The 22481-nt window shown below is 70.7% G+C and carries 23 protein-coding genes; 11 read left to right on the forward strand and 12 right to left on the reverse strand.

What is annotated here, in order from left to right:
- Positions 1-87 precede the first annotated feature (87 nt).
- Positions 88-1083, forward strand: coding sequence for a WD40 repeat domain-containing protein (locus tag ACH4DZ_RS26280; protein WP_398289768.1), 996 nt, complete (start codon positions 88-90; stop codon positions 1081-1083).
- A 67-nt stretch (positions 1084-1150) separates the two neighbouring features.
- Positions 1151-4291 carry an ATP-binding protein gene (locus ACH4DZ_RS26285; protein WP_398289769.1) on the forward strand — a complete coding sequence of 1047 codons (3141 nt, stop codon included), beginning with the start codon at positions 1151-1153 and terminating at the stop codon, positions 4289-4291.
- Here the strand turns inward: ACH4DZ_RS26285 and ACH4DZ_RS26290 are convergent.
- The 3 genes from ACH4DZ_RS26290 to ACH4DZ_RS26300 form a co-directional block, all read right to left on the reverse strand.
- Positions 4272-5066, reverse strand: coding sequence for an ABC transporter permease (locus tag ACH4DZ_RS26290; RefSeq protein ID WP_398289770.1), 795 nt, complete (start codon positions 5064-5066; stop codon positions 4272-4274). The genes ACH4DZ_RS26285 and ACH4DZ_RS26290 overlap by 20 nt on opposite strands.
- On the reverse strand, positions 5063-6064 hold the full coding sequence (locus ACH4DZ_RS26295) for an ATP-binding cassette domain-containing protein (RefSeq protein ID WP_398289771.1): 1002 nt from the start codon (positions 6062-6064) through the stop codon (positions 5063-5065). The genes ACH4DZ_RS26290 and ACH4DZ_RS26295 overlap by 4 nt, the downstream gene beginning before the upstream one ends.
- Before the next feature lie 263 nt (positions 6065-6327).
- Positions 6328-7107, reverse strand: coding sequence for a TetR/AcrR family transcriptional regulator (locus tag ACH4DZ_RS26300; protein ID WP_398289772.1), 780 nt, complete (start codon positions 7105-7107; stop codon positions 6328-6330).
- 121 nt (positions 7108-7228) lie between these two features.
- Between ACH4DZ_RS26300 and ACH4DZ_RS26305 the strand changes: the two genes are divergently transcribed.
- From ACH4DZ_RS26305 to ACH4DZ_RS26315, 3 genes are all read left to right on the forward strand, one after another.
- Positions 7229-8263 carry an ATP-binding cassette domain-containing protein gene (locus ACH4DZ_RS26305; RefSeq protein WP_398290011.1) on the forward strand — a complete coding sequence of 345 codons (1035 nt, stop codon included), beginning with the start codon at positions 7229-7231 and terminating at the stop codon, positions 8261-8263.
- Complete coding sequence (locus tag ACH4DZ_RS26310; protein WP_398289773.1) at positions 8260-9153, forward strand: ABC transporter permease; 894 nt, start codon at positions 8260-8262, stop codon at positions 9151-9153. The genes ACH4DZ_RS26305 and ACH4DZ_RS26310 overlap by 4 nt, the downstream gene beginning before the upstream one ends.
- A 281-nt stretch (positions 9154-9434) precedes the next feature.
- Entirely contained in the window at positions 9435-11006 is a 1572-nt protein-coding gene (locus ACH4DZ_RS26315) for a cellulase family glycosylhydrolase (protein ID WP_398289774.1), read from the forward strand.
- A 103-nt stretch (positions 11007-11109) separates the two neighbouring features.
- Here the strand turns inward: ACH4DZ_RS26315 and ACH4DZ_RS26320 are convergent, their stop codons facing one another.
- Positions 11110-11580, reverse strand: a complete 471-nt coding sequence (locus ACH4DZ_RS26320) for a hypothetical protein (RefSeq protein WP_398289775.1) — start codon at positions 11578-11580, stop codon at positions 11110-11112.
- 148 nt (positions 11581-11728) lie between these two features.
- Positions 11729-11953, reverse strand: a complete 225-nt coding sequence (locus ACH4DZ_RS26325; RefSeq protein ID WP_398289776.1) for a DUF397 domain-containing protein — start codon at positions 11951-11953, stop codon at positions 11729-11731.
- Positions 11954-12180: 227 nt separating this feature from the next.
- Between ACH4DZ_RS26325 and ACH4DZ_RS26330 the strand changes: the two genes are divergently transcribed.
- The 3 genes from ACH4DZ_RS26330 to ACH4DZ_RS26340 are packed head-to-tail and all read left to right on the forward strand — an operon-like array spanning position 12181 to position 13815.
- Positions 12181-12441, forward strand: a complete 261-nt coding sequence (locus tag ACH4DZ_RS26330) for a hypothetical protein (RefSeq protein ID WP_398290012.1) — start codon at positions 12181-12183, stop codon at positions 12439-12441.
- Positions 12413-12940 carry a DUF6879 family protein gene (locus ACH4DZ_RS26335; protein ID WP_398289777.1) on the forward strand — a complete coding sequence of 176 codons (528 nt, stop codon included), beginning with the start codon at positions 12413-12415 and terminating at the stop codon, positions 12938-12940. Before ACH4DZ_RS26330 ends, ACH4DZ_RS26335 begins: the two co-directional genes overlap by 29 nt.
- 23 nt (positions 12941-12963) lie before the next feature.
- Positions 12964-13815, forward strand: a complete 852-nt coding sequence (locus tag ACH4DZ_RS26340) for a helix-turn-helix domain-containing protein (RefSeq protein WP_398289778.1) — start codon at positions 12964-12966, stop codon at positions 13813-13815.
- 313 nt (positions 13816-14128) lie between these two features.
- On the opposite strand, the gene ACH4DZ_RS26345 is transcribed toward ACH4DZ_RS26340, so the two are convergent.
- Positions 14129-14560, reverse strand: coding sequence for an ATP-binding protein (locus ACH4DZ_RS26345; protein WP_398289779.1), 432 nt, complete (start codon positions 14558-14560; stop codon positions 14129-14131).
- 193 nt (positions 14561-14753) lie between these two features.
- Here ACH4DZ_RS26345 and ACH4DZ_RS26350 point away from each other — a divergent pair, with 193 nt between their 5' ends.
- From ACH4DZ_RS26350 to ACH4DZ_RS26360, 3 genes are all read left to right on the forward strand, one after another.
- Positions 14754-15617 carry a helix-turn-helix domain-containing protein gene (locus tag ACH4DZ_RS26350; RefSeq protein WP_398289780.1) on the forward strand — a complete coding sequence of 288 codons (864 nt, stop codon included), beginning with the start codon at positions 14754-14756 and terminating at the stop codon, positions 15615-15617.
- Between the two features lie 2 nt (positions 15618-15619).
- A complete protein-coding gene (locus ACH4DZ_RS26355; RefSeq protein ID WP_398289781.1) occupies positions 15620-15814 on the forward strand; it encodes a DUF397 domain-containing protein in 195 nt (64 codons plus the stop codon).
- 173 nt (positions 15815-15987) lie between these two features.
- Positions 15988-16170, forward strand: coding sequence for a DUF397 domain-containing protein (locus ACH4DZ_RS26360; protein ID WP_398289782.1), 183 nt, complete (start codon positions 15988-15990; stop codon positions 16168-16170).
- Between the two features lie 187 nt (positions 16171-16357).
- On the opposite strand, the gene ACH4DZ_RS26365 is transcribed toward ACH4DZ_RS26360, so the two are convergent.
- The 6 genes from ACH4DZ_RS26365 to ACH4DZ_RS26390 form a co-directional block, all read right to left on the reverse strand.
- Positions 16358-16660, reverse strand: coding sequence for a DUF6087 family protein (locus ACH4DZ_RS26365; RefSeq protein WP_398289783.1), 303 nt, complete (start codon positions 16658-16660; stop codon positions 16358-16360).
- 185 nt (positions 16661-16845) lie between these two features.
- Entirely contained in the window at positions 16846-17964 is a 1119-nt protein-coding gene (serC, locus tag ACH4DZ_RS26370) for a phosphoserine transaminase (RefSeq protein WP_398289784.1), read from the reverse strand.
- A gap of 226 nt (positions 17965-18190) precedes the next feature.
- The gene (locus tag ACH4DZ_RS26375) at positions 18191-19459 is read right to left on the reverse strand and encodes a cytochrome P450 (RefSeq protein WP_398289785.1); all 1269 of its coding nucleotides are present in this window, start codon (positions 19457-19459) and stop codon (positions 18191-18193) included.
- Positions 19460-19579: 120 nt separating this feature from the next.
- The gene (locus ACH4DZ_RS26380) at positions 19580-19936 is read right to left on the reverse strand and encodes a DUF742 domain-containing protein (protein WP_398289786.1); all 357 of its coding nucleotides are present in this window, start codon (positions 19934-19936) and stop codon (positions 19580-19582) included.
- Positions 19933-20388 (reverse strand): roadblock/LC7 domain-containing protein, encoded by a 456-nt coding sequence (locus ACH4DZ_RS26385; RefSeq protein WP_398289787.1) that lies wholly within the window; start codon positions 20386-20388, stop codon positions 19933-19935. The genes ACH4DZ_RS26380 and ACH4DZ_RS26385 overlap by 4 nt, the downstream gene beginning before the upstream one ends.
- Positions 20385-22370: an ATP-binding protein gene (locus ACH4DZ_RS26390; protein ID WP_398289788.1), complete on the reverse strand. Its 1986-nt coding sequence runs from the start codon at positions 22368-22370 to the stop codon at positions 20385-20387. Before ACH4DZ_RS26390 ends, ACH4DZ_RS26385 begins: the two co-directional genes overlap by 4 nt.
- Between the last annotated feature and the right edge of the window lie 111 nt (positions 22371-22481).

Raw genomic sequence — 22481 nt, forward strand, 5'->3', positions numbered from 1 at the left:
GACGATCACCGGCGGAGGCGGGGTTCGACGGGATGTGAAGCTGGACACGCGCCCGCCGAACCCGCGACGGGGTGGCAGGCTGGGGGCATGCGTCGCTCGTTCGTTCTCCTTGCCGGGGCCCTTCTCACCGGGGTGCTCGCCGTGCCCGCCGCACTCGCACCCGCCGTCGCCGCCGACGGCGACGGCTCGGCAGGGTTCACCATCGAGGACCCCCGGATCACCGAGTCCAGCGGGCTCGTCGCCTCCCGGGCCCACCCCGGCGTCTACTGGACCCACAACGACAGCGACGACGGCGCCTTCCTCTACGCCGTCGACAGCAGGACCGGCAAGACCGTCGCGACCGTCACCATGACGGGCGTCGGGCGGCCCCGGGACGTCGAGGCCGTCTCCATGGGGCCGAACGGCCATCTGTACGTCGGTGACATCGGCGACAACCTCGGTGGTACGTGGGACCACGTGTGGATCTACGAGCTGCCCGAGCCGAAGGAGCTGAAGGACCAGACCGTCCGCGCCACGCAGTACGACGTGAAATACGCGGACGGGGCCCGGGACGCCGAGGCGCTGATGGTGCATCCCAAGACCGGGCGGGTCTACATCGTCTCGAAGAACGAGGACGGCGGCGGGCTGTACGAGGGGCCCGCCGAGCTGTCCGCCTCCGGCACCAACACCTTCGAGCGCACCGCCGACATCGGCCTCTGGGTCACCGACGGCGCCTTCTCGCCCGACGGGAAACAGCTCGCCGTACGCGGCTACTTCGGCGGTATCGCGTACAAGTGGAACAACGGAAAGCCCAAACGCCAGGGGCAGTTGAACGTGCCGTTGCAGCGGCAGGGCGAGTCGGTGACGTACACGCCCGACGGATCCACCCTGCTGTACGGGAGTGAGGGGAGCGGGAGTTCCGTCGAGGCGGGGAGTGTGCCGGGAGGGGGCGGTTCGGACGGCAAGTCCTCCTCCGGCGGCGGCAGTTCCGCGGACGGCGGCGACGACGGGGCGAACGGCAACTTCAAGATGGGCGCCATCGCCCTCGCCGTCGCCTTCGCCGTCGTCTACGGGCTGAAGCGGCTGTTCCGGCGCCGCGACTAGCCCGTGCGCACGGGCGAGGGGCCGAGGCCGGGGGAGCCGGCGGCCCGGCCTTGGCTACTGTGCACGCGTGACCATCGACCTGATCCTGCTGCCGCGTGTCGCCTGTCGCGGGCAGGAGGTCACCGCGCCGAGGCTCCGCGCCCTCCTCGCGCTCCTCGCGGGCGACCTGCGCACGGGCCGCAGCACCGAGCGGCTGGTGGCCGGACTGTGGCAGCCGGACGAACTGCCGGAACGGCCGGGAAAAGCGCTCCAGGTCCTCGTGTCCAGAGCCCGGACGCTGCTGGGCGCCGACCTCGTCGTCAGCTCGCCGACCGGCTACCGGCTCGGCCTCGCCGAGGACCAGGTCGACAGCTCCGCCCTGCTGCTGCACGCCGCCGCGAGCGCGGACCGGGCCAGGGCCGGGAACCACGCGGCGTCACTGGCCGCAGCCGGGGCCGGGCTCGCGCTGTGGCCGGGCACCCCTGACCAGGACGGCGACCCCGACGACCCCGTGGCCGCGCTGCGCGCCGAGCGCGCCCCCGTCCACGGCACGCTCGTCCGCGCACGGGCCCTCGCGCTCGCCCGCCTCGGACGGCACGCGGAGGCGGCCGGGCCACTGGCCGCGGTCGCCGCCGAGCATCCGCGCGACGAGGAGGTGCTCGCCGAACTGCTCCGCGGCGAAGCGGCGACGGCGGGCCCCTCCGCCGCGCTGACCCGCTACGAGGCCTACCGCCGCGACCTGCGCGATCGGCTGGGTACGGAACCGGGCGCCGGACTCACGTCCGTACAGCGGGAGTTGCTGCGCGGCGAGGCCCCCGTGGTACGGCACGGCGTGCCGCACGAGCCCAACCAGCTGCTGGGGCGGGACGAGGACATCGCCGCGGTGGGGCGGCTGCTGGAGACCTCCCGCGCCGTCAGCGTCGTCGGCCCCGGCGGCCTCGGCAAGACCCGGCTCGCGCACGCCGTCAGCCGCCGGGCAGAGCAGCGCGTCGTGTACTTCGTACCGCTCGCCGGCGTCACCGCGGACGAGGACGTGACCACGGAGGTCGCCTCCGCGCTCGGCGCCGGAGAGGGGCGGCCCGCCGCCATGGCCGCCCGCGCCACGGCCGACCCGGTCTCCGGCGTCCTCGGTGTGCTCGGCTCCGGGCCCGCCCTGCTCGTCCTCGACAACTGCGAGCAGGTCGTCCGGGGCGCCGCCGACCTCGTACAGGCCCTGGTCTCGTCCTCGAAGGACCTGCGGGTGCTCGTCACCAGCCGGGCCCCGCTGGGCCTCACGTCGGAAGCGGTGTACGCGCTGCCGGAACTCGGGCCCGAGACCTCGGCCGAACTGTTCACACAGCGGGCGCGGGCCGCCCGGCCCGGAGTGCACCTGCCGCCGGACGCGGTGGCCGGGCTGTGCCGCCACCTCGACGGGCTGCCCCTCGCCGTGGAACTGGCCGCGGCACGGGTACGGGTCCTCTCGGTCGAGGAGATAGCCCGCCGCCTCGGCGACCGCTTCGCGCTGCTGCGCGGCGGGACACGGAACGTGCCCGAACGCCACCGCACCCTGCACGCCGTCGTCGACTGGAGCTGGAACCTGCTCGACGAGGAGGCCAGGGCCGCGCTGCGCACGCTGTCCGTCTTCCCCGGCGGGTTCTCGGGCGAAGCGGTGGAACGGGTCCTCGGCGAGGACCCGCTGTTCCTGCTGGAGCAGCTGGCCGGGCAGTCGCTGCTCACCGTCACCGACACCCCGGCCGGCGTGCGGTTCGGGATGCTGGAGACCGTACGGGAGTTCAGCGCGGCCCGGCGCGCCGAGGCGGACGAGGAGGAGCAGGCCGTCGGCCGGTTCCTCGCCTGGGCACGGGACTTCGGAGTCACGTACCACGACTGGATCTTCGGGCCTGAGCCACGTACCGCCTGGGAGCGGATCAGGACCGAGCAGGACAACCTCGTGGCCGCCCTGCGGTACGCCCTGGCCCGTGACGACGGCCCCACCACCGCCGCCCTCACCGCCGTCCTGACCGCCCTGTGGTCCACCGGCTCCGACTATCCGCGCCTCGCCGCCCTCGCCGCGGACACCGGCCCGCCCCTGTCGCACTACCACCCCGAGCCCGAGTACGTCGAAGTCGCGCGCGCGGCGGCGGTGTTGTGCACGGTGAGCGTGTTCATGGGGTACGGCCCGGTCGCCGTACGCCAGCTCGTCACCCTCCGCCGGCTCCCCGCGGCACCGCCGGACACACTGCTCCGGGCCATCGCGGTGGTGCTGAGCGCGGTCCCGGCGATGCGGCCTCCCGACTACGACGTACTGCGGGAACTCTGCGCGAGCGAGCAGCCGCTGCTCGCCGGTGCCGCCGAGTGCGCCGCCACCTACGTCTGGGAGTACGAGCACGACATCGGCCGCGCGCTCGCCTCGGCCCGCCGGATCATCGAAGCACTGGCGCCGGTCGACAACCCGTTCCTCCAGGTCCTGGGCCACGCCCGGCTGAGCGAGCTGTACCTGCAGTCGGAGTGCGGGGACGCCGCGTACGGGCATCTCAGGGCGGCGCTGGAGGCGCTGCCCCGACTCGGCGACGAGCACGACTCCATCGGCGTACGCGGAGGCCTGGTCCTCGCCTGTCTGCAGCGCGGCGACCCCGACGAGGCCGAGCACTGGCTGCGGCAGGCGGAGGCCGTCGGCATCACACGGAACGACGACACGTACAACGCCGATTACGGTGCCCGCGCCGAGATCGCGCTCGCCCGCGGACTGACGGAGGTCGGGCTCGGCCTGTGGCGCGGCGCCGTGGACGGGCTGATCGGAGCCGGCCCGATGCACGGCGGCGATCCCTTCCTGGACCGGTGGGTGCTGCAGATGCAGTCGGCGGCGGTGACGGCGCACGCGTACGCCGGCCGCCTCGAACTCGTCGCGGAACCCGTCGCCCGGCTTCGGCGGGGTCTGCGGACCATGCTGTCCGCGCCGGCCGGTTCGCCCATGGACCTCCCCGTGTTCGGGACGGTGCTGCACGCCCTCGGCGTGGCGGGGATCGCCTCCGGTGACGCCTCGGCCGTACGGATGGTGGCGCTGGCCGAACGGCTGCGGGTGCTGCGCGACTACCAGCCGACGATGTCGGCGGAGCGCGCCCGGCGGGCGGCCGGGGAAGCCGACGGGGCGGCGTACGCCGACGCGGTGTCGGAGTACGCCGCCCTGGGGCGGGACGAGTTGCGGGAGGCGGCCCGCGCGGTCATGGCGGTTACTCGGGGTCGCGGTTGAACCGCGCTGTCGACCAGCGGTAGCCGAGCACGGTCAGGCCCACGCACCAGGCGACCGCGATCCACCCGTTGTTGCCGATCCCGGTGCCGAGCAGCAGCCCGCGCAGGGTCTCGATGGCCGGGGTGAAGGGCTGGTACTCGGCGATCGGCTGGAACCAGCCGGGCATCGTGTCGGCCGGGATGAAGGCGCTGGAGACGAGGGGCAGGAGGATCAGCGGCGTCGCCATGTTGCTGGCGGCCTCGGGGTTCGGGCTGGCCATGCCCATGCCGACCGCGATCCAGGTGAGGGCCAGGGCGAACAGCGTGATCAGCCCGAACGCCGCCAGCCACTCCAGGGCCGTGGCGTCCGTGGAGCGGAAGCCGATGGCCACGGCGACGGCACTGACGAGGACCAGACTGGCGAGCACCTGCAGCACGCTGCCGGCGACGTGCCCGATGAGCACGGAGCCGCGGTAGACCGCCATCGTGCGGAAGCGGGCGATGAGTCCCTCGGTCATGTCCATGGACACGGAGATCGCGGCCCCGATCACGGTGCTGCCGACGGTCATCAGCAGGAGGCCGGGGACGACATAGGCGATGTAGTCGGAGCGGTCGGCGCCGGCGCCGATACCCGCGCTCATCGCGCCGCCGAAGACGTAGACGAAGAGGAGCAGCAGCATGATCGGCGTGAGCAGCAGGTTGAGGGTCATGGAGGGATAGCGGCGTACGTGCCGAAGGTTGCGCCACAGCATGGTCTTCGAATCGCGTACTGCGAGGGAGAGGGTACTGGCGCTCATCGGACGGACTCCTTGGTCTGGTCGGTGAGGGTGGTGTCGCCGGTGAGGGCGAAGAAGACGTCGTCGAGGTCGGGGGTGTGCACGGTGAGCTCGTCGGCTTCGACGCCGGCGGAGTCCAGCCAGTCGAGGACGGAACGCAGTTCGCGCTGGCTGCCGTCGCTGGGGATCTGCAGGGCGAGTGCTTCGTCGTCGCGGGCGGCTTCGCGGAGCGCGGAGGCGGCGGACCGGTAGGCGTCCGGGTCGGTGAACCGCAGCCGGACGTGTCCGCCGGGGATGAGCCGTTTCAGCTCCTCGGCGCTTCCCTCGGCGGCGATGCGGCCGTTGTTGAGGACGGCGATGCGGTCGGCGAGCTGGTCGGCCTCTTCGAGGTACTGGGTGGTGAGGAAGACGGTGACGCCGCTCGTGACCAGTTCGCGGATGATCTGCCACATGTTGTGGCGGGAGCGGGGGTCGAGGCCGGTGGTCGGCTCGTCGAGGAAGATGATCCGCGGGCTGCCGACCAGGGTCATGGCGATGTCGAGGCGGCGTTTCATGCCACCGGAGTAGGTGGAGGCGGGTCTCGTCGCGGCGTCGGTGAGGTCGAAGCGTGCGAGGAGTTCGGCGGAGGTCCGGCGTCCTTCCTGCTTGGGCAGGTGGTGCAGGTCCGCCATGAGGAGCATGTTCTCCTCGCCGGTGATCAGGCCGTCGACGGCGGAGAACTGGCCGGTGACGCCGATCGCGGCGCGGACCGCCTGCGGGTCCGTGGCCAGGTCGTGGCCGCCGACCCGCAGATCGCCGGCGTCGGCGGTGACGAGGGTGGAGAGGATCTTCACGGCGGTGGTCTTGCCGGCGCCGTTCGGACCGAGCAGGGAGAAGACGGTGCCGGTCGGCACGGTGAGATCGATGCCGTCGAGGACGGTCTTGTCCCCGTAGGCCTTACGGAGTCCCTTGGCCGCGATGGCCAAGGGGTGGGAGTGGGGGTGGTGATGGGGGCGAGGGTGAGGTGTGGTCGTCGTCATGCCGCAGAGGTTGCGGGAGGGCGCATTCAGCGGGGTTTCAGGGGGGTTTCAGGGGCCTGAGACCGAGGGCGCGGGGGGTCGGGTGCGGGCCGGTGGGGGCTGAGCGCGCAGTTCCCCGCGCCCCTTTGGGGGCGGGGCCCCCGGGGGGTCGGCTCGTGGGGTGTCGCGGTTCGGTTTACGGCGGGTGCCGGGTGCCGGGTGCCGGGCGGTGGGGGCTGGGGGCGCAGTTCCCCGCGCCCCTTTCGGGGCGGGGCCCCGGAGGGTCATGGGGTGTTGCGGGCTGACTCCTGGCGGTGGGTGACCAGGGCCGCCAGGCCGTCCAGGATTCGTTGGAGGCCGAATTCGAAGTGGTCGAAGTCCGAGCCGAAGGAGTCCTCGGAGAGTGCGGCCATCACGGGGTAGCGGCCGCTGGCCATGGCCTTCTCCAGGACCGGGTACTGGGCGGCCCAGAACTCCGTGTCCGTCAGGCCGGTCCTGCGCTCGGCCTCCTGGGCGTACAGCTGGGTGCGGGCGGCCCCGGTGACGTACGAGTCGATCATGACGACCGCCGAGACCAGCTCCGGGTCGCTCAGGCCCATGGGCTTGATGCGGGAGATCACCTTCTCCATGCCCCCGACGGCGCTGGGCCCGAGCACCGGACGGGACTGGTTGGCCTTCAGCAGCCAGGGGTGGCGCCGGTAGAGCGCGAGGTTCTCGCGGCCCAGGGTCTCCAGCGCCGAGCGCCAGTCGTCGCCGAAGACGGACGGGTCGTCGTCCGTGCGCTGGACACGGTCCAGCATCAGGTCGAGCAGCTCGCCCTTGCCGGGGACGTACCGGTACAGCGACATCGTGCCGGTGCCCAGCTCCGTGGAGAGCCGGCGCATCGACACCGCCTCCAGCCCCTCCGCGTCCGCGACCCGGACGGCCGCCTCCACGATCCGGTCGAGGCTGAGGCCGGGCTTGGGGCCGCGGCTGGGACGCGGGCCCGTGTCCCACAGCAGGTGGAGCGTGCGGACGATGTCTCCGCTGCCGCTGGTGTCCATTCCGCCCGCGCCGCTTGTCATACGCCTCAGGATAGGCCCACGTAACAAAACTGAGTACGCCGTACTCTGAAAAGGGTACGGTGTACTCAGTTTGGCGAACTCCGGCGAACGTCACGGGTGGAGGAGTGCTGTGGGTACGAGTGTGAGTGAGTACGCGGTCCGGGCCGAAGGGCTCGAAAAGAGGTACGGGGAGAAGCGCGCCCTCGACGGCTTCGACCTCGCCGTGCGGGAGGGCACGGTGCACGGCCTGCTCGGGCCGAACGGCGCGGGCAAGACCACCGCCGTCCGCATCCTCTCCACGCTGGTCGCGCTGGACGGGGGAAGCGCGCGGGTCGCCGGTCTCGACGTGGCCGCGCGGCCGAGGGAGGTGCGGGCGCGGATCGGGCTCACCGGCCAGTACGCGGCACTGGACGAGGTGCTCACCGGCCGGCAGAACCTGGAGATGTTCGGGCGGCTGTTCCACCTGGGCGGGCGCCGGGCCCGGACCCGCGCGACGGAACTGCTGGAGCAGTTCGACCTCACCGACGCCGCGGGCAAGGGAGTCGGGCAGTACAGCGGCGGCATGCGGCGCCGCCTCGACCTCGCCGCCTCGATGATCCTCACGCCGGCCGTGCTGTTCCTGGACGAGCCCACGACCGGGCTCGACCCCCGGGGGCGGGGCGAAGTGTGGGAATCCGTACGGGCGTTGGTCTCCGGCGGCACCACCGTGCTGCTGACCACGCAGTACCTGGAGGAGGCCGACAGGCTCGCCTCGCACATCACCGTGATCGACCAGGGACGGGCCATCGCGGACGACACCCCGGACGGGCTGAAGGACAGGGTGGGCGGCGACCGCATCGAGGTCGTCGTCGCCGAGCGCGCCGACATCGCGCGGGCGGTGAAGGTCGTCGCCCGTGTCTCGGACGGCGAACCGGAGTCCGACGACACCGAGTTGAGGGTGCACGCGCCCGTCACCGACCGGGTCGCCGCGCTCACCGAGGTGGCGCGGACGCTCCAGGACGAGGGAGTGCGCGTGGAGGACATCGGGTTGCGCAGGCCCAGCCTCGACGACGTCTTCCTGCGCCTGACCGGCCACCGCACGGACGCGGACGCCGATGCCGACGCCGATGCCGACGCGGACGCACACGCAGACGCCGCCGTCGCCGTCGCCGTCGCAACGAAGGAGGTCGCGGCATGAGCCGCGTGAACGAGGTGACGGAGGCGACGGGGGTGACGGAGGTGACCGGGACGACTGGGGCGACCGGGGCGACCGGGGCGGTCGGGGCGCAGGTCCGGGACCGCGGCCGTGCGTACTGGGTGCTCGCCGACTGCTGGAACGTGGTCCGGCGCGGGCTCACCCACTACCAGCGCCAACCCATCAACATCGTCTGGCAGTTGGGCTTCCCGATCCTGTCCGTGCTGCTGTACGGATACGTCTTCGGCAGCGCGATGACGGTCCCGGGCGGCGGCGACTACCGGGACTTCCTGATGCCGGGCATGTTCGTGATGACCATGGCCTTCGGGTTCATCAACACGGCGACACTCGTCGTGTACGACTCCACGAAGGGCGTCATCGACCGGTTCCGCTCCATGCCGATGTCGCCGTCCGCCCTCGTCGCCGGACGCGGGGTCACCGATCTCATCGTCGCCTGCGCGGAGCTGACGATCCTGATGCTCACCGCGCTGGCCATGGGCTGGCGGCCGGACGGCGGCTTCGCCTTCCTGGGGGCGTTCGGGCTGCTGCTGTGGCTGAGGTTCGCGCTGATCTGGCTGGGGGTGTGGCTCGGTCTGCTCGTGCCCAACCCGGAGGCGGCGGGCGGCCTGTTCGCGGTCGCGTTCCCGCTGACGATGATCTCCAGCATCTTCGTCGCACCGCAGCTGATGCCCGACTGGCTGGGCCACGTGGCCGCCTGGAACCCGATCTCGTCGACGGCCGCCGCCACCCGCGAACTGTTCGGTACGCCGGTGGGCGGCGGAGACACCTGGATCGAGCGGCACGCGCTGCTGATGGCGGGCGTGTGGCCGCTGGTCCTGACGCTGGTCTTCGTTCCGCTGGCGGTACGGAGGTTCCAGAAGCTCAGCAAGTGAAGCGGTAAGCGGGGCGCGGCGGGGCGGGGCCCGGCGCCGCGTCCCGCCGCGTTCCGTCCCGTCCCCGCCCTTCGCGTCATGCGGCATTCGGGGGCTCAAGTGTCCCGAATGCCGCACGACGTCTTGACGTGTCCACGAAGGATCCCTTCCATAGGGGTGCGTGGTGCGGTGGGAGCGCTCCCACCAAGTTCCGGCCCCGCGGCTCTCTCGTCCCCCGATCTGCCCGATCTCCCGATCCCCCCCCCGGATCTCCCCGGATCTCCCCGAGAGGAAGCAGCGACATGTTCCGCAGCTTGCGAAGAGCGCTGGGTGCTGCCGCCGCGGCGCTCCTGTTACCGCTGGCCGGAGTCCAGGCCGGTGCCCAGGCCGCACACGCGGACACGGCAGCCGTCGTGAAACCCGCCGCGAAGGCCGCGGCCCCCGGAGCCGGCTACTGGCACACCAGTGGCCGGCAGATCCTGGACGCCGCAGGACAGCCGGTACGGATCGCCGGCATCAACTGGTTCGGGTTCGAGACGTCCAACAACGTCGTCCACGGACTCTGGGCCCGCGACTACAAGAGCATGATCGACCAGATGAAGTCGCTCGGCTACAACGCCATCCGGCTGCCGTACAGCGACGACATCCTCAAGAGCGGTGCCGTGGCCAACAGCATCGACTTCTCCGGCGGCAAGAACGCCGACCTCCAGGGGCTCTCGCCCCTCCAGATCATCGACAAGCTCGTGGCGTACGCGGGTCAGGACGGCCTCAAGGTCATCCTGGACCGGCACCGGCCGGACGCGGCGGGCCAGTCGGCGCTCTGGTACACCGCGGCGGTCCCCGAGACGACCTGGATCGCCAACCTCAAGTCCCTCGCCACCCGTTACAAGGGCAACCCGACGGTGATCGGCATCGACCTGCACAACGAGCCGCACGATCCGGCCTGCTGGGGCTGCGGCGACACGACGAGGGACTGGCGGCTCGCCGCCCAGCGCGCCGGGAACGCGGTCCTGGCCGCCAACTCCGAGCTGCTGATCTTCGTGGAGGGCGTGCAGACGGTCGACGGCGTGTCCGGCTGGTGGGGCGGCAACCTGATGGGGGTCGCGCAGTACCCCGTACAGCTGAATGTCGCGAACCGGGTGGTCTACTCCGCCCACGACTACGCCACCAGCGTGGCCCAGCAGAGCTGGTTCAGCGATCCGACCTTCCCCGCCAACATGCCGGGCGTCTGGGACAAGTACTGGGGCTACATCTTCAAGCAGAACATCGCACCGGTGTGGGTCGGCGAGTTCGGTACGACCCTTCAGTCGTCCGTCGACCAGAAGTGGCTGGCGGCGCTGGTGAGCTACCTCCGGCCCACGGGCACGTACGGCGCCGACAGCATCTCCTGGACCTTCTGGTCGTGGAACCCCAACTCCGGTGACACGGGCGGCATCCTGAAGGACGACTGGACGACCGTGGACACGGTGAAGGACGGCTACCTGGCGAGCGTGAAGGCGCCGGGCTTCCCGTCGGAGGGCGGCGGAAGCGATCCCGGCGATCCCGGCGATCCCGGTGACCCGGGAGGCGGCACGGCCGCCTGCACCGCCGCGTACACCGTCAGCAGCGACTGGGGCGGCGGCTTCAACGCCGAGGTGAAGGTGACCAACTCCGGCACGACCGCGCTCAAGTCCTGGAAGACGACCTGGACCTGGCCCGGCGCCCAGAAGGTCACCAGCATGTGGAACGCGTCGTACACCCAGACCGGCACGACCGTGACGACCACGAACGCCGACCACAACGGGGTTGTGGCGACGGGCGGTTCGGCGACGTTCGGCTTCGGGGGAGCGCCCGGGGGCGGGGGCGCGCCTGCGGTGAGCTGCACGGCGACCTGAGTTCTTCGACCCCGGACCGGCAGTGGCCCCAGAGCGATGAACGGTACTGGAGCGGCCTTCGACGACGCCCGCGATGTGTTCTGTTCGGATCGCGGGCGTCACCCTACGGGGCCAGTGGGCACGGGAGTCCGCGACGCCGGCGATTCGGGGAACAGGTGACCAGGGCCAGGGACAGGTAGGAGGGACGTTCGAGGTAGAAACCGAGCGACACGTCATCGCCCGACAGCAGCCGCTCACGGGCGGAGGCGGGGAGGGTGGCCAGACGACTGCCGTCGCGCTGGGCCCCGGATGCGAACCGGGGTGCGTACTCGGTCAAGCGGTCACTCAGCCACGCCGCCGCTGCCTCCGGATCCGGCCACGTGCCCCGCACCGATGAACGGGGCTTGACGAGCCAGTACGCCGTTTCCAGCGGCGGTAGATCCGACGCGGGAAACTCCGCGGCCACCTCTCGGTACCGCTGCACCAGTTCCGGTCTGCATCCGGCGGGCGGAGGCTCGGGATGGGGCGGTCGTCGCAGTGCCTCTTGGTCGAACCGGGCTTTCGGGCCGGTCCACAGATAGCTGTGGTGGTGCACGGGCGTTCAGTTCGGTGGCAATCGTGGTGGCGTCGGCGGTGTCGGCGTACGTACTCCTACGCAGGCCACGTGAAGTCAGCCGGCCCTGGCTCGTTACTCGACCAGGGGCGCGTCAGGACCGGCTGGGGGGAAGGGCCGCCTCAGAGAGTCACAGGGACAGTCCGAAGCGCGTCGGATCGATCCCGGCCACGCTGAGTTCCTCGGTGGTGAACCGCAGCGGCTCGTTGCTGGGCCGCTTGCTGTCGCCGAGGGCCCAAGCGTCCGCTCCGATCCGGGCCAGGGTGACGCACCCCTCGGTACAGGGGCCGCCGCAGGCCTGCACGAACGAGGCCGAGGTGATGTCGAGCGCGTAGAGGTCGCTTCCGTTCAGCATGGGTGTGCCTTCCTGAGGGGAGGGGGACGCGGGACCGATAGTTGTCCTGCGGCTCTGGCTCGTGGTGGCGACGTTAAGGACCTGGCAACGGCCCGATCCAGTGATGTTCACGAATGTTCACGTCAATGTGTTGAGCCAGCTAGCCGCCACTTTTCCCTCTTACCTTGATGTCCTCCTTCATTCAGAGTGGTGAACATCTACGAACGCCCGACATGCTGGAGGCGGCGATGGCGCTGCGGTTCATCGGGATCGACCCCAACACAGGCACGGTGGAGAGCCCCACCGTGTGGGTCGACGAGAGTAAGTGCGAATTGGTCATCCAGGGATGGAAACCGGATCGGGAACTCGAAGCGCAATGTGCTGCGTTCGAGGCGCCCGGCCACGCGGTGGGTGTCCCCGACCACGAGGCAGTCGTCCGTGTCCCGGCCCGCATGGTGCCGATCCTGAGGGAGGCGTGCGATGCCGCAGAGCGTGTCGCGCTTCGCTGAACTCATGGACAGCGTGCTGCGGTCCGCTGTCCACCTGGAGATGCGGGACGCGTACGGAGTCGCCGGCGAGGCCGACGACTTCAGCTGTTGGCAGAGGACGGGCGAACGAGACACCGACCCCGAGTCTCCGTACTGGAGCGAATGGACGAGCCTCGTCCGCCGTACGGTGGCTCGCGGCGTTGTCGTACGGCGTGCCCGTATCGTCTCCGAACCCGTCACCGACTACATCCGCTACGAGCACGCGGGCACCGTCGTCAACGTCGCGGCCGGCGAGCAGGTCCGGTGGCTTCCGAGGCGGCAGGCCTCCGATATCGCACTGCCGGGCAACGACTTCTGGCTCATGGACGAACGGCTGATCTGCTGGAACCACTTCTCCGGGGCCGGTGCGTCCGAGGGTGGGGAGATCAGCGAGAATGAGGCCGCGGTGCGACTGTGCGCCAAGGCTTTCGAGGCAGTGTGGACGCGAGCGACCCCGCACGAGAACTACAAGATCACCTAGCGTGAAAGGCGCACGGTCGGCTCATGTCCAACTCCCCGTCCTCATCGGCCCAGGCCGCGCGTGAACGGATTGCCCGGCGTCTGCGGGATCTGCGCGCGGATGCGGGTGTCACGGGGAGCGAGCTGGCCGAGCGTTGCGGTTGGACCCACCCGAAGACCTCTCGCCTGGAGAACGCCCGTACACCGCCCACGCCCGACGACATCCGCCGCTGGTGCGCCGCGTGCGGTGCCGACGACCAGGCCGCGGACATCATTGCCGAGTCCCGGGACGCCGAGTCCCAGTACAGCGAATGGCGGCGCAAAGCTCGCGGCGGCCTGAAGCGTCTCCAGGACAGTTACGTGGAGTTCTACCGTTCCACCGAGCTGTTCCGGATCTACTCGCCCACTCTGGTCCCCGGCCTTCTCCAGACGGAGGGGTACGCACGGGCCGTGCTCTCTGCCAATGCCCGGCTGCTCGGCATCCCCGACGACTCCGACGCGGCAGCGGCGGCACGTGTCGAGCGCTCGAAGGTCATCCACGAGCCGGGGCACCGCTTCGTCATACTGATCGAAGAAGGCGTTCTGCGCTACCAGTTGGGCGACGCCGACGCGGTGGCGGCGCAACTCGGCTATCTGCTCACGGTCGGCGCTCTTCCGTCGGTATCGCTGGGCATCATCCCCGACTCGACCCGTGAACGGGGCCTGTGGCCCCAGGAGTTGTTCCACGTGTACGACGACGCGCTCGTCTCAGTGGAACTGCTGTCGGCCCGAGTTCGCGTGACCCAGCCCTCCGAGATCGCCCTCTACCTGAAGGCGTTCGAGCAACTCCGGGGCATGGCCGTGTACGGAGGGGACGCCCGCGCCCTGATAGTGAAGGCCATCGAAGCGCTGCGTTGACCCGGGCACGGACTCTGTCCGAACCGTCTCCGGATCTCGGCTTCTGAGCACGTACAGCCGAACCATGTCGTCCTCGGCCTGCCGGAGTTGAGTCCGGAGGCGGGGCGGAGGCTTCCAGCAGGCTTCATCGGGCAGCAACGGCGGATAGCAGCCGGTCAGGCGATGGCGTCTGGACCAGCGGCGCCAGCGGGCGTCGTGGGGGCTGGGGAGTCGCCATACGTAGGGGTCCGGCGCTCTCACCTCGCGCGCGAGGTCCCAGTTGTCGGCCTCGGGGCGCCGGGAACGCGGTCGGCCGAGCACGCGGGCGACCACGTCATGAAGGAACCGGAACACGGGCCCCTGCCGGCTTCTCCGTGAGCTTCCCCGCGAGCGTGAACCGGGCCCATACGCACTTCGCGTACGGGCCTTGCCGATGCCCCCAGGAGTCGGCCGACGCCGCCACGAGCGCGAGGCCGCGCCCGCTCTCCTCGTCCGGGGCCGAGTCGTGAGGCCGGGGGAGTCCGTCCCTGTCCGGGTCGGAGACCTCCAGGACCAACTCCGGGCCGTCGAGCGTGAGCGTGATCCGGATGCGGGCGCAGGACACCCGGCAGTGCGTCACTGCGTTGGTGGTGAGCTCGTTCGCCGACAGGGTGACCGCGTCGGCGAGTTCGCCGGTGACGCCCCAGCCCGAGAGCGTCTTGCGGACGCGTTGGCGGGCGGCGGGGACGTGACTTCTGCGCTTGGGGATGCGAAAGGTCTCGGACATGGGCATGGGGTGCCGTACCTCCTGACGTGCCGTCACCTCTGTTCGGTGGCGATGTCACGAACGTAGGGTCCGATTCGGCACTCGTGCAATCTCGATCTGCGTATACATGCATGCATGTCCCCCGATCGAGTGATGTACTCGTGAGTTTGTTGCCTGTGTGGCATCGTTTCGCGAGGCAGAGGGGGAGGCACACATGCCCGCAGGTGGACGGCCGACCGTGCGTAGCAGGCGCTTGGGTACGGCACTTCGGCAGTACCGTCAGGCTTCCAAGCTGGACCAGCCGCAGGCTGCCGAGATCATCGCGTCAAGCCAGGCCAAGATCAGTCGTGTTGAGAGCGGGCATTCGACGCCGCGCGTTATTGAGGTGCGGCTGCTGCTTGACGCGTACGGCATCACGGACCCAGAAGTCCGGGACAAATTGGAGGAGTTGGCGAAGCACTCCAAGAAGCGGGGCTGGTGGCTCGAACATGCCGCACATCTGCGGCCGGACTATCTCGATCACATCGCGCTGGAGGACGACGCAACGTATATCCGGCAGTGGCAACCGGCACTGGTGCCTGGGCTTTTGCAGACTTCGGCCTACGCGAAAGCAATTATCGCGGCGGGGCCGGACTATGTTGCTCCAGAGGTGCTTGAGCAGTTGGTGGCGGTCAGGGAAGGGCGTCAGGCGAAGATCGAGGAGGGCGGGGCGTCGTACACCGCCATTTTTTGGGAGGTCGCTGTCGTACACCCGTTGGTGAGCGTGGACACCCACCGGCAACAACTGTCCGCGATCCTTGCCGCCATAGAGAGGCAGAACGTCACCGTTCAGATTCTGCCGCTCAGCGCGGGAGCGCTGGTGGGCTCGATCCCCGCGTTCTCGTCATTCAGCTTCGATGCCGAGCCTGCTGTCGAAGCCGTGGCCATGGAGAACTTGCGTGGTACGTCGGTACTCGAAGCACCGGATGATCTCGCGGCTTACGGCAACGCGTTCGACCTACTACGATCGGCGGCACTGGCACCGGAGGTGAGCGCGCGACTCATCCGGGAAGTACTGCGGAGCATGAAGGAAGAATGATCGTGACCGAGATCGTGGGCACCTTTCGAAAGTCGTCGTACTCCGCACAGCAGGGTGACTGCGTCGAGGTCGCCGACACGGCGGTCGGCGGCCGGGCCGTCCGAGACAGCAAGCAGTCGGACACCGGCCCGCTGCTCACCGTCTCGCGCGAGGGCTGGCAGGCGTTTCTCCGGCAGTTCGGCCAGGGGGCCAGCTGAGCACCTGCGGGCGCCATTTCTCACCTCAGCTTCGTCGCTTGCGCATCAGCCCTCGCCGCTTACGCCAATGGGTACCCCCTACTACGATCATCGGCACTGGCACTGGCACTGGCACCGGACGCGAGCGCGAAGCTCATCCGGGGCGTGCTGCGGAGCTTGAAGGAAGACACATCGTGACCGAGGTCATAGGCCCCTTCTGGAAGTCCTCGTACTCGGGGGCGGAGAACGCCTGCGTCGAGGTCGCCGACACGGCGGTCGGCGGCCGGGCCGTCCGAGACAGCAAGCAGTCGGACACCGGCCCGCTGCTCACCGTCTCGCGCGAGGGTTGGCAGGCGTTTCTCCGGCAGTTCGGCTAGGCAGCACCATCCGAGCACCTGCGGGCGCTGCTTCGCACCTCAGCTTCGTTCCTTGCGCAGCGATCACCCGAGCGGGTGCGACACCCACTGCATGGCCGGAGCGTCCTGGAGTCACCGGGTGCGTTTCGCCAGCTCGTCGCCCACAACTCTGACCTGTGGCAGAGGTCCGCGGAAGCACAGCGGCGGTTCATTCACCAGGGCGGGGCTTTCTGTGTCTGCCCCGGCCGGCCTTGAGCGGCTGGGGCTGAGGTGCCGACGCGGTCGGCGGTTCCTTCGTCGACGGGTGCAGGATGCGTCGCGTCTCGGCGAGGTTGGCCGCGAACCCGTACGGTTCCCAGGCGTACCCGTTCCACCGTTGGATGGCGCGGGGCGCGTCCGGGTTGAGGTGTGAGCCTTTGAGGCCGTCGCCGGACACGAGTGGTACCGCCCGCAGGCGCCCGATCTTCGCGTCGCGGCGCTCCGCCCAGTTCGACAGTGACTCGTCGTCCATCGTGCTTCCCGTGCTCCGGAGACTTCTGCCCCAGCAGCGTAGTGCGCCGCATGATGACGTCACCCTCGTTCAGAGATGACGCCGGAGCCCGGCCGTATCGGTACGTTGACACCGATATGCCGATGGGGGCGCCCGGTGTTCTCCGGGCGCCCCCATCGTCGTACGAGAAGTTGTGCGCGGTGAAGTCAGAGCTTCTCGATCACGTAGTCGATGCACTTCGTGAGCGCCTCGACGTCCGCCGGGTCGATCGCCGGGAACATCGCGACGCGCAGCTGGTTGCGGCCGAGCTTGCGGTAGGGCTCGGTGTCGACGATGCCGTTGGCGCGCAGGACCTTGGCGACGGCGGCGGCGTCCACGTCGTCCGAGAAGTCGATCGTGCCGATGACCTGCGAGCGCTTGGCCGGGTCGGTGACGAACGGGTTCGCGTACTTGACGTCCTCGGCCCAGCCGTAGAGCGTGCGCGAGGAGGTCGCCGTGCGGCGGACCGACCAGTCCAGGCCGCCCTGGCCGTTGATCCACTCCAGCTGGTCGTTCAGCAGGAAGAGGGTCGCGAGGGCCGGGGTGTTGTACGTCTGGTTCTTGCGGGAGTTGTCGATCGCCGTGGGGAGCGAGAAGAACTCCGGCACGTGCCGGCCGCTCGCGTGGATACGCTCGGCGCGCTCGATCGCGGCCGGGGAGAAGATGCCGATCCACAGGCCGCCGTCCGCTGCGAACGACTTCTGCGGGGCGAAGTAGTAGACGTCCGTCTCCGCGATGTCGACGGGCAGGCCGCCCGCGCCGGAGGTGGCGTCCACGAGGACGAGGGAGCCCTCGTCGGCGTTCGCGACCCGCTTGATGGGGGCGGCGACACCGGTGGAGGTCTCGTTGTGGGTGAGGGCGTAGACGTCCACGCCGGACTGGGCCACCGGCTCAGGGTGCGTACCCGGCTCGGAGGTGATGACGTCCGGGTCGGCCAGCCAGGGCGCCAGCTTGGACGCCTTCGCGAACTTCGACGAGAACTCGCCGAACGTCAGGTGCTGCGACTTGTTCTCGATCAGTCCGTGGGTCGCCACGTCCCAGAAGGCGGTGGAGCCGCCGTTGCCGAGGACGACCTCGTAGCCCTCGGGGAGCGAGAAGAGGCTACTCACACCCTCTCGGACCTTGCCCACGAGGTTCTTGACCGGCGCCTGGCGGTGGGATGTGCCCATCAGGGACGTGCCGGTTGCGGCGAGCGCGCTGAGCGACTCCGTTCGCACCTTGGAGGGGCCCGCGCCGAAACGGCCGTCGGCGGGCTTGAGGTCTGCGGGGATCTGGATATCAGCCACAACGGGAGCGTAGCCGGTTGGGGAAACGTGGGTGAAACGTCGTCCGTCGGATGAGACACCCCTGGAACGTTTTCGGCTGCGGGTTCGGTGGGGGCGGGCCCAAAGGATTGCGCAGTTCCCCGCGCGCCTAGGTACCTAGGGGCGCGGGGAACTGCGCAACGGGGGGTGGGGGCGGAGCCCCATGCGGTGATGGGACGGGTAGGGGCGGCGGGGGCGGCAGACGCCGTCAGCCCCGTGGCGCGGTGGGGGTGAAGTGGACCGGGAGGGTGGTCAGGCTGCCCAGCCAAGGGGAGGGGCGGCGGGTGAGGGCGGCGGCGGGGACCGCGAGGTCGATGTCGGGGAGGCGGTCCAGGACCACCTCGATCGCCGTACGCGCGACCACCTCCGCGATCTCCTGCGCCGGGAACGGACACCGGTGCTCCCCGTGTCCGAAGGAGAAGTGCGCGCTGTTGCCGCCGGGCAGGGCCGTGCCGTGGGTTCGGACCTGGGGGTCGTGGTTCGCGGCCTGGATGCCGAGGAGCAGCAGATCCCCGGCGCGGACGGCGCGACCGCCGAGCCAGGCGTCGCGGGACGCCCAGCGGCCGGCCACGTTCTGGCTGGGGGTGTCCTCCCACAGGACCTCGTTCATGGCCTCGGCGACACTGCGCCGCCCGCCGAACAGCGAGGCGGCGAACCGCGCGTCCGTCAGCATCAGCCGCAGCGAGTTGCCGATCCAGCCCGCGGTCGGCTGCTGGCCCGCGGTCAGCATGACGATCAGATCCTTGGCGATCTCCTCGTTCGTGAGGGCGGGGCCCGCCGCCGTACGCCCGGAGGCGAGCATGCGGCTGACCACGTCGTCCGCGGGCCGTACCGCCCGGTCGGCCACCAGCCGCGCCATGGAGGCGGCCACGTGCAACTGCCCCGCGACGGCGTCCTCGCGCCCGTCGACCATGTCGTTCAGGGCGGCGACGAGGCCCGGCCCCTGCTCGTCGGCGAATCCGTAGAGGGTCGCGAGGACGCGTATCGGGAGCAGGTCCGCGTAGCGCGCGACGAGGTCCGTCGTGCCGTCGGCGCACACCGCGTCGATCAGCTCGTCGGCGAGCCGTTCGGCGTGGGCGCGCAGCTCGAAGGGGTCGACGGCTTCGAGGGCGCCCCCGATCACCGCCACGCGCGCGCGATGGCGTTCGCCGACGGTGTGCAGGACGGAGGAGTGCCCGCGCCCGATCATCGGCAGCAGCGGCCAGCCGTGGGGGACGCGTTCCCACTGGTTCCAGAGGCCGGAGTCACGGCTGAACAGCACGGGATCCCCGGTGACCTGGTGCAGCTCGCGGTAGCCGAGGACGAGCCACGCCGGGATGTCCGCGTCGAGCAGCACCGGAGCCACCGCGCCGAACTCGCGCCGCAACTCCCGGTACAGGGCCGCGGGTTCGGACCGGAACCGAAGACCGTCGAGGCGTACGGGAGCGGGGTCGGGGCCAGGGGCGGGGGCGGCGCCCCGGCCAGGGGCCGGGCTCACCGGGCGGCCTCCCGGTCGCAACGTGTCCGGGAAGCGTCGGAACGTGCCCGGGAGCCGCCGGAACGTGCCCGGGAGCCGTGGGGACGTGGCCGGGAAGCGTCGGAGCGTGCGCGGGAGGCGTCAGAGGTTGCGGAGTCCAACGAGCACCTGTTCCAGGATGTGGGGATCGGGACGGCCACCGAGTTCGGCCCTGCGGGGGTGGCGGGCGCTGACGCGGCCCTCGGCGAGCAGGTCGCAGAGCAGGATCTTCGTGATGGTGACCGGCAGCCGAAGCTCAGCGGCGACCTCGGCGACGGCGGTGGGCCGCCCGGTGAGGCGCAGGATCGCCGCGTGCTCCGACTGCATGCAGGGCACCGGATCGCACTCGGCGACGACCAGCGTCAACAGGTCGAAGGGGGTGCCGGGCGCGGACCGGGTGCGCCCCTGGGTGAGGGTGTAGAGCCGGTCGGGCGCGTCGTCCCTGCCCGGGCGGCTCATGGCAGGCGTGGTGGCGCGCTCAGATGTCCGTCGAGCTGTTCCACGAGCTGGCCCATGTTGTGTCCGACGAGCCCGGCGTCGGCCTCCTCGGCCGTGACCAGGGCCAGGTGCGCGCCCTCGCCCGCCTCGACGATGAACAGGATCCCGCCGTAGAACTCGGTCATCGCCGACCGTACGTTCCCGGTGCCGTCCCCGAACTGGAGGGAGGCCCCGTGGGACAGCGCCTGGATCCCGGCGGCGATGGCGGCGAGGTGGTCGGCCTGGTCGACGGAGAGTTCCGGCGTACTGCACAGCTTGAGGCCGTCCCGGGAGAGCACGAGCGCGTGCCGGGCACCCGGGGTGCGCGCCAGCAGCCCCTGCACGAGCCAGCCGAGCTTCTCCTCGGTCGTCGACGTGGTGGAGGTGGCCGGGGTGATGTCGGTCGCCGAGGTGGTGCCGGTGTGGACGGTCATGACGTGGGGTCGCCTTCCGGGTGAGAGGTGGCAGGGCTCGTACGGGCCTGTACGGGCTCGTCCGCCGGAGGGCGGCGCACGGCTTGGCGGAAGCTGTTGAAGCGGGTGGCGCGGTTCATCACGTCGTCGGGGGTGAGGGGGGAGGTCTCCCGTGAGGCCGCTCGGGATCCGGGCGTACCGGTGCGGTCGGCGCCGTCCAACCCGGTCTCCGCCGCGGGGTCCACGGTGGCTTCGACCGCGGCCTCGGCCTCGGCGAGGGTGCGGCCCCGGTGACGCCTGGGGAGCAGCTCGGCGTGGTCGGCGTGATTGGCGTGATTGACGTGGTCGGAGTGATTGGAGTGGTCGGGATGGTCGGCGGGCCGGGGCCGGAAACCGTGGGCCGGAACCGGCTCCGGGTCCAGGTCGGGGACCGCGTGGGAAGCGGCGTACGACCCGTGCGAGCCGGACCAGGGGAACTCCCCCGGGTCCTCCGGGTCGGACCAGGGCCCGGGGCGCGGGCCGGGGAAGGGCGACGAGGACCCCCGTACGACCGGGTCCGCCGGGCCCGCTGTGTCCTCCGGGTCCGTCGGGTCAGGTGTCCCGGGAATCGGGGACGGGGTCTGGACGGAAGGCCGGGGCGGGGGCGGGGGCGAGAAAGGTGTTCGGAACGGCGGCGGTGTTGAAACCGGCGCGGAGGGCGGTGCGAAGGGCGGTACTGGGGGCTGTACGGAGGTTGTCGCAGTTGCCCGCGCGAAAGCAGAAGCAGAGGAAGAGGAAGAGGAAGAGGAAGAGGAAGGGGAAGAAGGGGAAGGGGCCGGATCCGATGCCGGGGTGGCGAGGATGTCCTGCGGGATGCGGACCAGGACGCCCGTGCCGCCGCGCGCCGAAGGGCGGAAGGAGATCGTCAGGCCGTACTTGCGGGCGAGCCGGCCGACGACCGTGAGGCCGAGCCGGGCGCCGGTGAGGGCGCCGAGCCCCGTCTGCGCACCGGAGACGGCGAGTTCGGCGCGCCGCAACTGGGCTTCGCCCATCACCAGGCCGCTGTCCTCCACGGAGACGATGACTCCGGCCGGCACCTCTTCCACGTAGACGTGCACCTCGGCCGTCGGCGGTGAGCAGTTCGCGGCGTTGTCGAGGATCTCGGCGAGCGCGTGCATCACGGCCTCGGCGGCGTGCCCGGCGACCGCCGCCTCGCTCGCCGAGTGGACACGTACGCGCTGATAGCCGCCGATGCGGCCCATCGCGCCGCGCAGGATCGACTCCATGACGATGGGGCGTGCCCAGCGGCGGCCGGAGCGCGCGCCCGTAAGGACGGCGACGGAGTCGGCGAGACGGCCCGCCTGGGCGGTCAGGTGGTCGAGGTGGAGGAGGTCGGCGAGTACGTCCTCGTCGGAGTGTCTGTCCTCCATGGCGCGCAGGTCGGCCAGCATGCTCGTGGCGAGGGCCTGGAGGCGGCCGGCCGTGTTGGCGGAGGCCGAGATCGCGGTGGCCCGGTCGGTTCTCGCCTGCCGCAACTCGTCCGTCACGCGCGCGTTCTCGGCGCCGAGCCGGGTGCGCTCCCGGCCGAGTTCGGCGGCGAGCCGCACCTTCTGGTGGGCGTTCTGCTCGGCGAGTCGCGCGCGTTCCCGGGTGAACTCGTCGGTGAGCCGCGCGTGTTCCCTGGCGGATTCCTCCGTGAGGGCGGCCTTTTCCTGGAGTAATCGGCCGGCGTCCTGGGAGACCGCTTCGAGACGGCGGAGGAGTAATCGTGAGGTCTGTGCGGTATGAGCGGCCACTGCAACGGCGGCGCACAGCAGGAGGAGTGCCGCGCCCAGGCCCCAGCCGAGGGGCACGCGGGCCTGAGCGGGAGCCAGGGCGACCGCGGCTCCGACGGCGAAACCGGCCGGTACGGCGGTCAGGAGCGGAGCGACCGCGGCGGCACGCAGACGGGGGCGTGCGCTGCCGAGTTGTGCGAGGGACGGCCGATCTTTTGTGGGGCGCGCTTGCGAAGTGGGCGCGTTCATGAATCGTGTCCTCGGTCGTGTCCTGGTCGGGATGCGACACCTGGTGCTCAACTGGCGGTCACTATATGGGACTTCGTGATCGGAACGGGCATGTTCCGGCGCACTCTCACA

The organism is Streptomyces sp. NPDC017991 (genome assembly GCF_044328075.1).
Taxonomy (GTDB): Bacteria; Actinomycetota; Actinomycetes; order Streptomycetales; family Streptomycetaceae; genus Streptomyces.